The organism is Streptomyces sp. NPDC002870 (genome assembly GCF_042888505.1).
Lineage (GTDB): Bacteria > Actinomycetota > Actinomycetes > Streptomycetales > Streptomycetaceae > Streptomyces.
In genome coordinates, this window is the sequence record NZ_JBIAPW010000037.1 from 1 (window position 1) to 16,021 (window position 16,021).

The 16,021-nt window shown below is 72.5% G+C and carries 4 protein-coding genes; 3 read left to right on the forward strand and 1 reads right to left on the reverse strand.

From position 1 onward, the window contains the following. Nucleotides 1-82 precede the first annotated feature (82 nt). Nucleotides 83-1,036, forward strand: coding sequence for a YihY/virulence factor BrkB family protein (locus tag ACFYWY_RS31865; RefSeq protein ID WP_389192954.1), 954 nt, complete (start codon nucleotides 83-85; stop codon nucleotides 1,034-1,036). Nucleotides 1,037-1,157: 121 nt separating this feature from the next. Here the strand turns inward: ACFYWY_RS31865 and ACFYWY_RS31870 are convergent, their stop codons facing one another. Further along, the gene (locus ACFYWY_RS31870; protein WP_389192838.1) at nucleotides 1,158-1,700 is read right to left on the reverse strand and encodes a DoxX family protein; all 543 of its coding nucleotides are present in this window, start codon (nucleotides 1,698-1,700) and stop codon (nucleotides 1,158-1,160) included. A 1,170-nt stretch (nucleotides 1,701-2,870) separates the two neighbouring features. Here ACFYWY_RS31870 and ACFYWY_RS31875 point away from each other — a divergent pair. Together ACFYWY_RS31875 and ACFYWY_RS31880 are read left to right on the forward strand one after the other, a co-directional pair. Continuing rightward, nucleotides 2,871-3,596: a serine hydrolase gene (locus ACFYWY_RS31875; protein WP_389192840.1), complete on the forward strand. Its 726-nt coding sequence runs from the start codon at nucleotides 2,871-2,873 to the stop codon at nucleotides 3,594-3,596. 205 nt (nucleotides 3,597-3,801) lie between these two features. Next, a complete protein-coding gene (locus ACFYWY_RS31880; protein ID WP_389192842.1) occupies nucleotides 3,802-15,951 on the forward strand; it encodes an amino acid adenylation domain-containing protein in 12,150 nt (4,049 codons plus the stop codon). Nucleotides 15,952-16,021 lie beyond the last annotated feature (70 nt).

Below are 16,021 nucleotides of genomic sequence, written 5' to 3' on the forward strand. Positions count from 1 at the left end.
AATCGAGCGCCTCGCGGGCAGGGTGGCCCGGGAGCTCCTGGCCTGCGTCAGCGGCGGTCGGCAGAAACGAGGACGGAGACGAATGGGCAGCGCAAAGCATGTCCCGCAGACGCGGGACATGGCCGGGGAGGAACTCTCCGGGGACGAGGCATGGGCGGCGCTGCGACAGTACGGCGGGCGGCAGCTGCTCGTCGATTCCTTTCTTCGCTTTCGGTACGCCGACGGCTTCAGCCACTCCCGTGCGCTGGCGTTCCAGGTGGCACTTGCCGTCGTGCCTTTCACGATCGCCCTGGTCGGCCTGGCGACGACCCTCCACACCGAGAGCGTCGGCCACGCCGTCGAACTCACGCTCACGCGGATCGCACCCGGCGCCAGCTCCCAACTGATCGAGGACGCCCTCGCGGAGGGGCGCCGTAGCGCCGGCACGAACGCTGCGGGCGCCGTCGCGATGTGGCTCGGTCTGGGATTTGCCGTGCTCAGTCTGGTGTCGGCCATAGCCCAGATCGAGCGCGGCACCAACCGCATCTACGGCGTCGAGCGGGACCGTCCTTTCGCCGCCAAGTACGGCAGGAGCCTGCTGCTCTCAGCCACGGCGGGGGCGCCCATGGCGCTCGGATTCCTTGTGCTGGTTGCCGGCGACACGGTCGCCGGAGCCGCGGTGGACTCGTTCGGCGGCGGCACGCTGCCCGGGTGGTGGCACTGGCTGCAGGTACCCGTCGGCATCACCATGGCCTGGGTGGCGTCGACCGTCCTCTTCCGGTGGTCACCGCGCCGTGTCCAACCGGGGTACACCTGGCTGGCCTTCGGATCGGCCGTTCACCTGGCCCTCTGGGTCGCCGCGACCTGGCTGTTGGCGCTCTACGTCGAACGCAGCGGCTCGTTCGGTGCCGTCTACGGTCCTCTGACAGCGTTCGTCGCGCTTCTCCTGTGGGCGAATGTCACCGGGATCGCCCTGTTCCTCGGCCTCGCGTTCGCCGCTCAGCTCGAGGCGGCGCGCGCAGGCAGCACCGAACCCGTGCACGAGGACCGCGCATGATGGAGCCGCCGACCTCGAGCCACACGGGCAGCGCAGGCCGGCAGCCTTGGACCTCGTTGATCACCTGCTGGTGCTCCCGCGACCGGCTGAGGTCGCCTGCCAGCCGCAGATGAGGCGCGGATCAGCCGCGAATCACGAGGACGACGGCGGCCGCCACCGCTGCCAGCACAAGCGCGGCGGCGCCGTAGACCAGCCGGTGCGCGCGCAGCCCCGGGATGAAGTGGTCGAGGGCGTAGCGGCCGGGGCCGGTGAGGGTGAGGGTCGCCGCGGCGGCCAAGATCAGTACTTCGTACTCGAGACCCTGAGGGGCGAAGAAGCCGCCGCCCCACTTCACGGCGATGACATTGATCATGGTTCCCACGATCGCAGCGCCGGCCAGTGGTGTGAGCAGGCCGAGGACCAGACCGAGGCCGCCGAGTGTCTCGCTGAGACCGGACAGGAGGGCCATCGCTTCGCCGTGCGGATAGCCGCTCAGTTCGAAGGCCTGTCCGGTGCGGTGGATGCCTGGACCGCCGAACCAGCCGAACAGCTTCTGTGCGCCGTGTGCGGCCATCGTCAGGCCGAGCACGAGGCGCAGCGGCAGAAGCCCGACGTCGTAGGCGTGTGGGGAGGGGGCGTCGCGGACGGTAGCGGGAGGAGTGGGCGTCCTGGAGGTGGAAGTCATAAGCGCAATCCCTGAGCAGTCAGATGGATTGAGGTTTCAAGCCCCTTTTCGACGGTAGTCGCTGATCCGGCCGGTCGCCCCGGCAACTGCGGCGTCGAGCTCGGCGCCCCCATGCCCCCCGCAGAGGAAGAGGGCGGGTGGTGACCACCCCGCCCTACGGGGGGTGAGGCTGGCCGCCACCCTGCTGTACGCACAGACCCCGCCATCTGGATCGTGGAGTCCCTCCGGTGCAGTCCCATGGGGAACCGACGAAATTCTCTGACCTGCTGATACGCGACTCGCACCGTGTGGAGGTACCGCGTCGAGGCGTGGAAGTTCCCCACAGAACCCGCAGCCGCCGGGCGCCGCCGGCTCGGGTGGTCCTCACGGGTGTCCGCGCCGCTCGGCCGCTCTGTCGCGTAGCCCCGTCGGACCCTCCCGCATCCTGTGCGCGCCCCCCTGCACCGCTACGGCCCAAGGCGCGGCATGGCCTGCCCGCCTGCACGACAACCCTCACCCGCACCTGACAGCCGACGTACTCCACGCCCAGACCAATCTCGATGACACCCGCAGCCACGCCGCCCAACTCCCCCAAACGCCGCGAGGCGCTCACCGGCAAGAGTGGCGTGGAAGGCCACGGCACCCGGGACCAGCGGGCGGGGTCGCACGACATAACGGCGCGGGGGCAGATGGCGCGGGGCAGGCGCACAGGGCCGGGAGAGACGGGCCTTCGCTTCGTTCCCAAGGGGCCGTCAGTTGGCGTCTACGGTGCGCGCGTTGCACCTTTCGGGGGAAACCTCCCCGGGATGCGGCGCGCCTCACCCCGGCAAAGACTATGGGCATGCTTTCCGTTCCGGCTGCCGCCCGCTTGTGCGATTGAGGTTCGCGATGAATCCGAATCACGCTGCCTGTCCGCCCCACGGGATGGGGCACGAGTCTGTCCTGCCCGACCCGAGCGGAGACGACAAGGCCTGCGCGCGTCGGGAGCGGATACAGCGGGCGCTGGCATGCTCAGCAGCGGGCATGCTGCTCACGGGCTGCTTCGCTGCCGGTCACAACGGAACCGGTGACCGGGGCGAACGCCCCCCGGCACAGAACCAGACACGTTTGCCGTCAGGGAACAGCAAGCCGGCCCAAGCGCCGGCAGGCAGCCCCGGGACGCGGGCGCCGGCCCCGACGGATGTGAACAGCGTGCTCGCCCGTTCCCTCGAACAGATCCGAACACGGAACGGCACCCGGGTGTCGGTCGCCGTTCTGGAGCCCAGGAACGGCCGGCGGGCGGTGTACGGCTCACGAGTGCACATCACCGCGAGCCTGGCGAAGGTGAATATTCTGGCGGCCCTGCTGCTGCATGCCCAGCGCGAGAGACGGTCACTCACCCGGTGGGAGAAATCGACCGCCGCTTCAATGATCCAGAGCAGCGACAACGACTCCGCAGGTGCCCTGTGGCGGCGTATCGGCGGCGGCCCAGGACTCACTGACGCCAACAAGACCCTGGGGCTGACCTCCACCCAAGCAGGACCAGGTACCCACTGGGGCCTCACCCGCACCACCGCGGCAGACCAACTGGCCCTGCTGACCGCCGTGTTCGCCGACCCTTCACCGCTCAATAGAGCCTCACGCCACCTGATCCAGACCCTCATGGGCCGGGTCGACGCCGACCAGGACTGGGGAGTGTCCGCGGCGGGCAGCCGTTGGCAACTCAAGAACGGCTGGGTGCAGCGCTCGCACTCCCAACGCTGGGCGATCAACAGCATGGGGCGAGTCAAGGCACACGGGATCACGTTCTACCTCGTGATCCTCTCTCACGGCAGCCGGAGCATGTCTCGCGGCATCTCCGCCGTGGAGCGGGCAGCGCAGTCAGCCGTACATGCCCTTTGCAGCACTCCCCCTCCGGTGTCCCCGATCATCCGCTGACTACTCCCCTGCCGAGCGGAGGGCGAGGGCTCAGCGCACCCGCCGCGCATCCCAGCGCTCACAGCCGACGCCGTCGTGCACTGACGCCGCTGTCCCCTGCACACCGCCACGCCATGGCTGTTGTGTCGCCGGTTCCCGAGGATGCAGCTGACCTGGACCGCAGGAGTAGTGGATCATCTAGTCATCGGGGACGATGCCGAGGTCCGTGGCAAATCACGAGTTGACGGGGGTGGCTTGGGTGCTGGGTGGTTCGAACGGCTGGACGACGCTGCTGGATGTGCTGTCGGACGCGGCCGAGCATGCGCCCGAGCAAGTCATCGTGCACGTACGCGATGACGGCAGCGAGCGGGTCGTCACCTTCGGCGAGCTGCGAAACGAGTCGATGCGAGTCGCCGGCGGTTATCGTGACGCAGGCATGGAGCCGGGCACCCATGTGCTGCTGCTCGCCGACCGGAGCGACGACTTCCAGCCGATGTTCTGGGGTGCGATAGCAGCCGGGCTGATACCGGTGCCGCTGGCGCCCGAGGCGCAGCGGGTGCTGTCCGTGTGGGAGTTGCTCGACCGGCCGCCGGTCGTCGTCGACGAGACCACCGCGCAGTTGCTCGCCGCGCTGCCCGACTCCGTACGTCCACTGCGGCTGGCAGCGCTGCGTGACGGCCGCGCGCCGGCTCGGCTGTCGGCCGCAGCTCCGCAGGACGTGGCGTTCCTCCAGTTCTCCTCGGGCAGCACCGGGGCACCCAAGGGCGTCGAGCTGACGCATGCCGGCGTGCTCGCCAACCTGGAGCAGATCCACCTCGCGGCAGCCCTCACTCCGGGCGACGTGGTGGCGAGCTGGATGCCGTACTTCCACGACATGGGGCTCATCGGCACCCATCTGGCGCCGCTCGCTGCGCGGCTCAAGCAGGTGAAGCTGGGGCCGCTGTCCTTCGCCAAACGGCCGGTGCTGTGGTTCGAGGCGGCAGCGCGGCACCGGGCAACGCTGCTCTCGGCGGCGAACTTCGCGCTGGCCCTGGTCTCGCGGCGGGTTGCGGACGAGGCCCTCGCACGGCTCGACCTCAGCAGCGTACGGCTGGTGCTGGTGGGCGCCGAGCCGATCGCCCCGACGGTGTGGCGGGAGTTCCTGCGCAAGACGAGCCCCGCGGGGCTCGACGCCCGGGCGCTGCAACCGGTCTACGGCCTTGCCGAGGCGACGTTGGCGGTCACCTTCCCGCCGCTGGGGGAAGTGGCGGCACCACTGGTGCTGGACCGGGCGGCGCTGAGCCGCGGCCGGGCGGTGGACGCCGTGCCTGGCCCGGCCGCCGTGGAGTTGATGGACGTCGGCCGTCCCATGGCGGGCTGTTCCGTGCGCGTCGTCGACGGCGAAAGGAATCCGCTGGGCGACGGGCGGGTGGGGCACATCGAAGTCGGCGGCCCGCAGTTGGCGCGCGGCTACCACCGCTCCCCGGAGGCGACTGCCGCCACGTTCGTCGAAGGGTGGCTACGCACCGGCGACATGGGGTTCCTTCGCGACGGACGGCTGTGCGTGACCGGCCGCCACAAGGACGTTGTCTTCGTCAACGGCCGCACCTTCCACGCCCTGGACCTCGAAGAGGTGGCCGCGGGCACCCCCGGGCTCCCGCCGGGGCGGATCGCGGTGGTCGGCTCCACCAACCCGGCGAGCGGAGCAGAACGGGTCGTGGTCTTCGTGCAGTGGGCCAGGCCGCCGCTCGAGACGGTGACCGGCGTACTCGACCAGGTTGCGGCACGGGTGGGTGAGGCGCTGGCCCATGACGATGTGCGGGTGTTGGCGTTGCCTCCGGGCGCGTTTCCCCGTACGACGAGCGGCAAGGTCCGGCGGTCCCTGATGCGGACCCGCTTCGAGGCCGGGAGGTATGCGGACGTCGAGGCGCGCCGGGCGGCAGCCCGTGAAACGCCCGCCGCGCCCAGGAAGAGCGCGTCGGCGGTGGAACCGCCACGCGTGTCCACCCGCCGCGGGCGTGTTGCACCCCTGTCTCGCCGGGACATCGAAGGCACCGTCCTCGGCATCTGGGCACGGGTGCTGGGCCTGCCCGAAGCCGAGATCGGCCGGCACGACCGGTTTCTCGCTCTCGGTGGTTCGTCGCTCAGGGCGATGGAGGTACTCGCCGCCGTGGAGGACGCGTTCGGCATCACCCTGCGGCCGGCCGCACTGCACGACTGTGACACGGTTGCCGCCCTCACCGAGCACGTGCTCGCGGTGAGCGGTGAGCCGCCCTCACCTGCGCGGCGCACGGCCCCGCGCAGGGCCGTGTCCGGCACCGCGAGCGACGACGGCGCGGCCCCCATCGCCATCGTCGGGATGGCATGCCGGTTCCCGGGTGCCGATACTCCGGATGCCTTCTGGACCCAGCTCGCGGCGGGCCACGACGCCGTGACGGGCGTGCCGGCGACCCGATGGGCGACACCAGCGGGCACCGTCGCCCGGTGGGGTTCGTTCCTCGCCGACCCGGCAGGCTTTGACGCCGAGTACTTCGGCGTCAACGAAGAAGAGGCCCGGGCGACCGACCCGCAGGCGCGGCTCTTTCTCGAGCTCGCGCACGAGGCTTTGGAGCGCGCCGGCTATGCGGGGCCCCGGCGGCACGGCCGTCGGGTCGGCGTCTTCGCCGCGGTCGGCGAGAGCGGGTACCGGGAGGTGCTCGGCAGGGCCGCCCACGGCGATTCCCCACTGCCCGGGGCCGCGCTGGTCGGCAACCTGCCCAACCTCGTCGCCGCCCGGGTGGCGCACCACCTGGACCTGAGCGGACCGGCACTCGCCGTCGACACGGCCTGCTCCTCGGCACTCGTCGCGCTGCACCTGGCCCGCCGCAGTCTCCTGGCCGGCGAATGCGACGTCGCCGTCGTCGGCGGGGTCAACCTCAACCTCACGTCGACCGGGTACCGGCTACTGGAAGCGGCCCAGGCACTGTCGCCCACCGGACGCTGCCATACCTTCAGCGCCGCGGCGGACGGATTCGTCCCCGGCGAGGGTGGCGCGGCGATCGTGCTGGCTCGTCTGGAGGACGCGCAACGCGCCGACGATCCGGTTCTCGCGCTGCTGCGCGGCACGGCGGTGAACAACGACGGCCGGTCGCTGAGCCTGATGGCGCCGAACCCGTTGCGGCAGCGGGAGGTCATCGCGCAGGCCTACCGTGACGCGGGCGTCGACCCCGACGCGGTGTCGTACGTGGAGGCCCACGGCACCGGTACCGCCATCGGCGACCCCGTCGAGGTGAAGTCGCTCGCCCACGCCTTCCCGCCGCGCGCCGACGGGCGGCCCCGCCTGCTGGGATCGGTGAAGACCAACCTCGGGCATCTGCTCAACGCAGCCGGCATGCCGAGCCTGGTCAAGGTCGTGCTGGCACTGACGCACCGCCGGCTTCCCGCGTCGCTGCACCACACACCACTGTCGCCCGAACTCGGCCTGGCCGAAGCAGGATTCACGGTGGTCACCGAACACCGCGACTGGGAGGCCGGTCCGCTGGTGGCCGGGATCAACGCGTTCGGCTTCGGCGGCACCAACGCGCACGCCATCCTCGAGCAGGCCCCGCCGCGGCCCATCCGCCGGCCCGCGCCGACGGGCAACGGCCCGCACCTGCTTACCCTGTCGGCGCGCAGCGCCCCGGCGCTACGCGCCGCCGTGTCCGACCTCGCGGCGCATCTGCGGGCCCATCCGGAGCTCGACGAGGGCGACGTCTGCGCCGGTGTCCGAGCTGCCCGGGACGACGGCCCGCACCGCCTCGCCGTGGTGGCAGACGGCGATCTCGCGGAGCGGCTGGCTGCGGGGCCTGCCGGCAGCGTGACCCGGTCACGGCCCAGGCTGGTGTTCCTCCTGCCGGGGCAGGGCGCTCAGCGACCGGGGCAGGGCCGCGCTCTGCACGCGGCGGCACCGGTGTTCCGGCAGGTCCTAGAGGAAGCGTCCGCGCTCACCGGGCCGGTGGACGGGCGCAGCCTGGCGGCATGGTGCCTCGATCCCGATGTCTCCCCCGCCGCGCTCGCCCGTACACAGGTCGCCCAGCCTCTGCTGGTCGCGTTCGGTGTCGCCCTCGCCCGCCAGCTCCAGGCGTGGGGCGTGCGGCCGGACGCGGTCGCCGGGCACAGCGTCGGCGAGATCGCCGCGGGCTGCGTCGCCGGCGCGCTCACGCTCGCCGACGCCGTACGGTTCGCAGCCGAACGCGGGCGCCTGATGGGGGAACTGACCGCGCCGGGAGCGATGGCCGCGGTACATGGCGGGGAGGAGGCCGTCGCCGAGCTGGTGGCCTCCTCGGGCGGCGCGCTGTGCGTGGCCGCGGTGAACGGCCCCGCCCAGGTGGTGATTGCGGGCGCCCCGGACGTGGTCGACCAGGCCGTCGCCGCGCTGTCGGCGGACGGTATCCCGGTGCGCCGGCTGGAGGTTTCCCGCGCCTTCCACTCACCGATGATGCGCCCGGCTCTCGGCCCTCTCACCGCAACGGCCGACGCTCTCGCGTTCAGTCCCCCGGTGATACCGCTGATGAGTACGGTCACCGCTCAGTGGCAGCCGGCGCTGGACCCGGCGTATCTGCAAGAACACGCCATCCGGCCGGTACGCTTCGGTGCCGCAGTCGAGAACCTCCTCGACCACGGGTACGACACCTTCGTCGAACTCGGCCCCGGCACCACGTTTCCGGGCCTGGTCCGCTCCGCGGCACGAGCGCGCGAGGGACGTGCCGACGTCTTCGCGACGGCGGTGGCGGCAGAGGCGGACAACGCCGACAGCGGACGGGCCCTGCTGGAGACGGTGGGGCGGCTGTGGAAGCGCGGCGCGGGCCTGAACCACGCGGCACTGGACGCCGGGCGGACACGCGTCGCCGTGCCGACCTACCCCTACCAGCGCCGGACGTACTGGCCCCGGCCTGGGACGACGCCGCTGCTGCACCGTTTCTCCTGGGACGACGCGCCGCTGACCGCGGGCGAGGGACCGCGGGCGGTGTGGCTTGCGGGACCGGACTCCGGGCTGAGCCGGGCCCTCGCGGACCGGCTCACCGACCGCGACGTCGCGGTGTACCGGGCCGGCGACGCCTTGCCGGCCGGGGCGGCGTTCCCCGACACCGCCGTCCTGCTCGCAGGATCGTCCGCCGGTCCTGACACCGTGGCGGCGCTCGACGCCGCCCAGCACGCCGCGGTGACGGCGCTTCAGGACCTGCTCGCGCTCCTCGGCCGCGCCCGCCCCCGGCTGCTCGTCGTCACCGAGGATGTGCACGCCACGAGCCTCGCCCCCGAGCGTCTGCGCCCCGCACAGGCGCTGCTCACCGGCCTCACCCTCGCGCTGCCGGAGGAGTTGCCCGGACTTGGGGCACGTAGCGTCGACCTGTCCTCGCTGGAGACCACGGCAGCCCGTCTCGACGCACTCGAACGCGAGCTCTACGCGCAGGAGGTGCCGGGAGGGGCCGGTACCGTCGCGTGGCGCGCGGGCCGCCGGCTCACCCGCACCCCGGTCGCCGTGGTGAGCGGCCGGCCGACCGAGCCACGGCTGCAGGCCGACGGCGTGTACCTGATCACCGGCGGGGCGGGCGGAGTCGGTGCCGCGCTCGCCCGCGACCTGGCCGGCCGCGGCCGGCCGACGCTGGTGCTGTGCGGCCGCTCCGCCCAGCCACCCTCCGGCCTGCTGGCCGAGCTTCACGCGCTGGGCGCCGTGGCGGAGTACCACGTGGCCGATGTGTCGGTCGAGGCCGACGTCGACGCCCTGATATCGGGCCTGCCTCGCCTGGACGCGGTGTTCCACGCCGCCGGCGTGGCACGACCCGGAACGCTGCGGTCGAAGTCGCACGACGAGGTGGACCAAGTCCTGGCCGCCAAGGTGCGCGGCAGCCATCTGCTCGCCCGTGCCCTGCGGCGGCACGGCCACCGGCCGACGGTGTGCGTGGCGTTCTCCTCGGTCGCGTCGGTGCTGCCCGGTCTGGCCGGCGCACTCGGTGACTACGCCGCGGGCAATGCCTTCCTCGACGCGTTCGCCGCCGCCGAACGGGCGGCCGGGCGGCCGTGGCAGGCGCTGAACTTCGCCGCGATCGCCGGGACCGGTCTGGCCGCCGGGCTGGGCACGCATCAGGCCGTCCCCGCCCGAGGAGGCACGCCACTGGCCACCGACGCCGCGCTGTCGGCGCTGCACAGCGCGTGCGGCGTCGACGCCGCGCAACTGCTGGTCGCCGACCTGACCGGGGTGCCGGCACCGGCCCGGTCCACGCCGGTCCCGGAACCGGCCGTCACGGCGCAGGCCGCCGCCGGTTCCGTTCCGGTGTTCACGTCCTCCGCCCAGGTGCCCGCGCCCGAGGCGATCGGGTCCGGCGTCTCCCAGATCCTGCGCCGGCTGCTGGCCGCACCGCTGCACCGCGCGCCTGAGGAGATCGCCGACGACGAGCCGTTCCTGGGCATGGGGCTGGACTCGCTCACCGCCGTCGACCTCGTCAAGAAGCTGGAACGGGAGCTGGACCGGCCGCTGCCGACCACCCTGTTCTTCGAGCACCAGACGGTCCGCGAGCTGGCCGCCCACCTCCAGACCCCACTCGCCGAAGGACCGCCGGCCGCGGGGGAACTGACAACGGCCGCCGACGGCGGGCCGCTGCCCCTTACTTCGGTCCAACTCGCCTTCCACACCAACGGCCAGCTGCACCGGCAGGTCACCGCCTACGGATTCGTACGGCAGACGATCAGCGGCCCCCTGGACACCGGCCTGCTGGGGCAGGCGCTCGCCGTGCTCGCCGAACGGCACCCGATGCTCCGGATCCGGATCGAGCCCGACGGCGCGGCCCCCCGGCAGACCGTGGCCCCGCCCGCGCCCATCACCGCCTGGTACGAGGTCCGCGATCTGCGCGGGACAGTGGAGGACCTCGAAGAGACGCTGTGCAACCGGCCGTTCGACCTCGCCGCCGAGCCGCCGATACGCGCGATACTCGCCCGCCAGAGCGCGGACCTGGCCCATCTCGTCCTCGTGATCCATCACGCCGCCGGTGACGGGTTCAGCCTCAACATCCTCAGTGAGGAGTTGTGGTCGCTCTACACCTCCTTCTCGCAGGGCCGTACGCCGACGCTGTCACCGCCCGAGACGGGCTTCGCCGACTACGCGGCCGCCCTGGACGCGGAACGCGGCTCGGCACAATTCGCCGAGGACCAGCGGTACTGGCGCGATGCGCTGGCCGTACAGGGCCGGCCGTTTGCCCTGCCCTACGACGGCGATCCGGACGCGCCTCCCGCCCCGCCTCTCGCCGCGCATCAGGCCGTCACCGATCCGGAGCTCACCGCGGCGCTGCGGGAATGCGCCGCCGCCCACGGCGTTTCACTGTTCCACCTGCTGCTCGCCACGTACGCGCGGTGTCTGGCACGGTGGAGCGGACAAGGCGATGCAGCCCCGGGCGTCCCCGTGAACGTGCCCATCAACGTGGCCCGAGCCCGCCGTGAGACGCGGATGCCCGGCATCGACAGGCTCGTTGGCCCACTCGCCGACACGCTGCCGGTCTTCGCCTCGGTCTCCCCGGACGAGCCGGTCCACGTACTGGCGGGGCGGCTGCGGCAAGACTGGCTGGCCGGCGAGAGGCACGCCCGGCTCACCAGCCTCGACCTCGCCCGGCTCCTTCCCGCCGGTGGCGCAGGCCCACGTACGGTGAGCCCGGCGAGCTTCAGTTTCGCCCGTTTCCCCGCCACCCGTGACCCCGACTGCCCGGTCACCGTGCGACCGGCCGCGGCCGGCACCGCATCCGCCGCCACCCGACTCAGCCTGCTGTGCTGGGAAACCGACCGGACACTGCACTTCTCCTGGAACTTCCCCACCCGGCTGTTCGCCCGGACAACCGTGGCGCGCCTGGCCCGCGAACACCTCGACGAACTCGCCGCGCTCGCCCGGCACGCCCAGCCGCCGGCACGGATTTCGGCACCGGAAGCTACACCCGACTCGACAGTGGCATCAGCGCCGGACTCGGCAGCGGCGACGCCGGCAGGGGGCGCGATCCTCGACCGCCTGTGCGCCCAGTTCCGCGCGGCCCCCGACGAGATCGCAGTCGACACCGGCGAGGCCACGCTCACCTACGCGGAACTCGACCGCGCCTCGGCCCAACTCGCCACCCGGCTGCGTGCCTCCGGCGTCGGCGCCGGCGATCTGGTCGCCCTGCTCACCGAGCCGGGCGCCGACACCGTCGTCGGTGTCGTCGGCATCCTCAGGTCCGGTGCAGGGTGGGTACCCCTGGACGCCACCCACCCGACCGCGCGCCTGGCGAACCAGCTCACGCGGTCCGGGACCCTGACCGTCGTCTGCCACGCCGCCACCCGCACGGTGGCCGACGCGCTCGACGGGGCCATCCAGGTCGCCGTCGACGACCCGTCACCGACTCCCCCGGCTGTCTCCCACCCGCCCGTTGAACCCGATGCCATCGCCTACGTGATCTTCACATCGGGCTCGACCGGCCGCCCGAAGGCGGTGCCGATCACACACCGGGCGATGGAGAACTACCTCGACTGGGCCATTGCCACCTTCGGCTACCGCGCCGACGACCGGCTTGCCCAGACCGCCTCGGTCTGCTTCGACGCCTCGGTCCGCCAGCTCCTCGCCCCGCTGCTCGTCGGTGCCACGGTCGTGGCCATGCCCCGCAACCTGGTCCGCGACCCACAGGCGCTGCTGGACCGCGTCGAACAGGGCCGGATCACCGTGTGGAGCTCGGTGCCGACCCTGTGGGAGCAGTTGCTGACCGCCGCCGAGAACCGAGTCCGGAACGGCGCACCGCCGCCGGACCTGTCGGCCATGCGCTGGATCCACGTCGGCGGCGAGGCGCTTCAGGCCGCGCACGTCCGCCGCTGGTACGACCTGTTCGGCACCGGCCACCGGATTGCCAACCTTTACGGCCCGACCGAGACCACCATCAACGCGACCTGCCACCTCATCGAGGCTCGCCCCGGCGACGATGTCCGGCAGGTGCCGATCGGCCGCCCCATCGCCGGTATCGAGGTCGAGGTGGTCGCCCCGGGCGGGCACCGCTGCGCCCCGGGCGAAGCCGGCGAGCTGCTCATCGCCGGGGTCGGCCTCACCCCGGGCTACCTTGGCGAGCCGGAGCTGACGGCGGCAGCGTTCGTCGAGCGCGACGGGAGGCTCTGGTACCGCAGCGGCGACCGTGCCCGCCGCGGCCCGGAGGGAGTTCTGGAGTTCCTCGGCCGTCTCGACGACCAGGTGAAGATCCGTGGCCACCGGGTGGAACTCGGCGAGATCGAGGCGGTGTTGCACACGCACCCCGGCGTCGCCCGTGCCGCCGTGATCCACCGGGACGACCGGCTGGCGGCCTTCGTCGAGACCCGGCCCGGCGGCCCGGCGCCGGACGCCGCCGCGCTGCGCGCCCACCTTGCCGGCATCCTGCCGGGCTACATGCTCCCCGGGCGGATCCATCTCGTCGACGCGCTTCCCCTCACCGATACCGGCAAGATCGCCCGCGCCCGACTCGAAGGGCCCACGTCCGGTCCGGACGCCGCCCGGGCCATCCCGGGTGGGCCGGCGCCCGCGCCCCCTGGAGCCTGCCGGACTCCGCCCGATACCCCGACCGAGCGTCGCCTGGCCCGGATCTGGTCCGAGCTGCTGGATGTTCCGGCGATCAGCCGCGAGGACGACTTCTTTGCACTCGGCGGCGACTCTCTCCTTGTCCTTGAGGTGTTCGCCCGGCTGAGCAGAGAGGTCTCTGTCCTGCCCAGGCCCACCGTCATCTACGCGCACGGCACGCTCGCGGCCCTCGCCGCCGCGGTAGACACAGCCGGGGCAGACACAGCCGCGGCAGAAACGGCAACGGCAGACGCCCCTGGGGCCAACACGGAGGCCGACGGCGGTGCCGGCATCGACGGCCCAGCCGACGCCGACCGGCCGGCGGCCACGGACGAGGCCGGCCCCGTCCCACCCGACGGCATCACGGCGTCAGCCGCCCCGGGCGCGGGCCCGTCGCCGTTTCCGCTCACCCCCACCCAGCGCGGTTTCCTGCTCTCCGACGCCCTCGCACCGGACGCCCCCTCCGCATGGCTCGCCTGCCTGCGGCTGCGCGGACCGTTGCAGCCCGACCGCTTCCAGCGTGCGGTCGACGTCCTTCTCACCCGTCATCCCATGCTGCGTACCGTCTTCCCCGCCGGGATCCGCCCACCGGTCCAACAGGAACTCCCGCCCGCCGTACGGCTTCCGGTCGACTTCGAGAGGCTGCCGGCACCCGAACTGCTCGCCGAGCGGGTCGCCGAGGAACGGCAGCGGCGCTTCGAGCCATGGGCTTGGCCACTGCTGCGCCTTCGGCTCCTCGGCCTGGCACCCGATGAACACGTGCTCGTCGTGCACGCCCACCACCTCATAGGCGACGGCTACAGCGCGGCGCTTCTCGGCCGGGAACTGCTCACCGTGTACGACCGTCTCGGCCGCAGCGAGTCGGCCGCTCTGCCGCAGCTGCGTGCCACGTTCCGCGACTACGTCGCCCTTCTCGAACGACAGTCGCCGGTGCCCGGCCGGGATCCGGCCGCCGATGCCTGGCAGGACCGCCTCGACGCCCCGTACCGGCAGCCGTTGCTGCGCGCCCGGACCGGAGAGAACGGCGTATCGCCGTTCAGGTCCGCCGGGTTCACGCTGAACCCCCGTCAAGTCGGTACGCTGCGCCGGCTCGCCTCCGATGCCCGCACGACGCTGTACGCCCCAGTCCTCACCGCGTACTACCGGGCTCTGGCCGACCTCACCGGCCAGGCCGATCTCATCCTCGGCCTCGCCGTGACCGGCCGCGACCATCCGCTGCCCGACGCCAACCGCGTGTTCGGCCCGTTCGCCTCCGCAGTGCCGCTTCGGCCCGGCGCCCCGGCCGCCGGAGACCGCGGCACGGCCGGTCGGGCCTTCGTCGACGATCTGCGCTCCATCGCCGCCGAGGTCGCCGACGCCCGGACCTACGGCGCCGACGGCCCACGGCCGGGCGGCGGCCTGCCGGCGTACGCCCAGTTCTTCTTCAGCTTCCTCGACTTCACTGCCCTCGGCCCGCTCACCAGCGACACACTGACGCTCAGCTGGGAAGACAGCGACACCGAACTCGCCCCGCCGCCCGTGGGCACCGACATGTTCCTCACCGCGCGGCCGACGGGAGACAGCCTGCGGGTCACCCTGCGCGCCTCGGCCGCTGCCCTGACCGAGGCGGCCTTCGCGGCGTTCACCGACGCCCTGCAGAACCAACTCGCCCAAGCCGCCCAAGCCGCCACGACGGTGCCACGCCGTACCGCACGCCAGTCGCTGGACGCGGCTCTCATCGGCTACCTGCCCGCCCCGGCGCACCTGGCCACGCTCGCCGGCATGCCGTCGTCGGCGCTGCCCCGTGAACAACTGCGCGCCCTTCTCTTCCCGGACGCCGGTCCCCGCCTCCTCGAGGAGATCACCACACCGCTCGGCCGCTCCGGATTCGTCTGCCTGCCGCTGTTTGCCGACGAGCTGGCCGAGGGTGCTGCCCTCAGCGGGCAAACCGCCCGTGCTGTCGAGTACGCCGCGTCGCTCGGCGCCCGCTGCGTGTCACTGGCGGGCATGATTCCCGCACACACCGGTTACGGCTTCGGCATCCTGCGGGAGACGGGCACGGCGACCGCCGTCACAACCGGGCATGCCGCGACCGCTGTGTCGGTGGTCAAGACCGTCCACGCCGCGCTCAAGGCGACCCGCCGTGACCTTGGCGGGCTCACCGTCGCCGTGGTCGGCCTCGGCTCCATCGGCATATCGTCCCTCGAACTGCTCCTCACCCGCGCTGCACAGCCGCCTGCTCGGCTACTGCTGTGTGATGTCGCCGGCAGCGGACCCCGCCTGAAGGAGCTCGCCGAGAACCTGTGCACCCGCGCCCTGGCTACGACCGCGGAAACTGTTGAATCCGACCCGGCGCTGCCCAACGCGGTATACGAGGCAGACCTCATCGTCACCGCGGTCAGCGGCGGCAGAACGGTGCTCGACATCGACCGGCTGCGGCCGGGAACGATCGTCGTAGACGACTCCTTCCCGCACTGCTTCGACACGGCACGCGCCATCGCCCGGATGCGGCGGCAGCGCGACGTACTCGTCGTCGGCGGCGGCCTGCTCGCCTTGGGCGACGCCGAGCGGCGCATCGCCGACGGGCTGCCCTCGGCCGCCGTGGCCGGATACACCGCACGGTCCTGGATACCCGGCACGATCGCCTCCTGCCGGCTCGAATCGCTGCTGCACGCCGCCATGCCCAGACTGCCGCTGGTCCACGGCCTGGTCGACGCGCCGCTCGCCCGCGCCTACTGGGACGCGCTCGAAGCGGCGGGGGTGCGCGCCGCGCCACTGCACCTGCTCGACCACACCGCCGACCCGGTCCAGCTCGCCGACTTCCCGCCGATCCTGCGGCCCGAACTCTCATGACCAGCATGCCCGTCCGACGGGCCCGCTGAGGACCTACGGGAATCGGTTGACCTCAAGCTTGGTTTAGGTC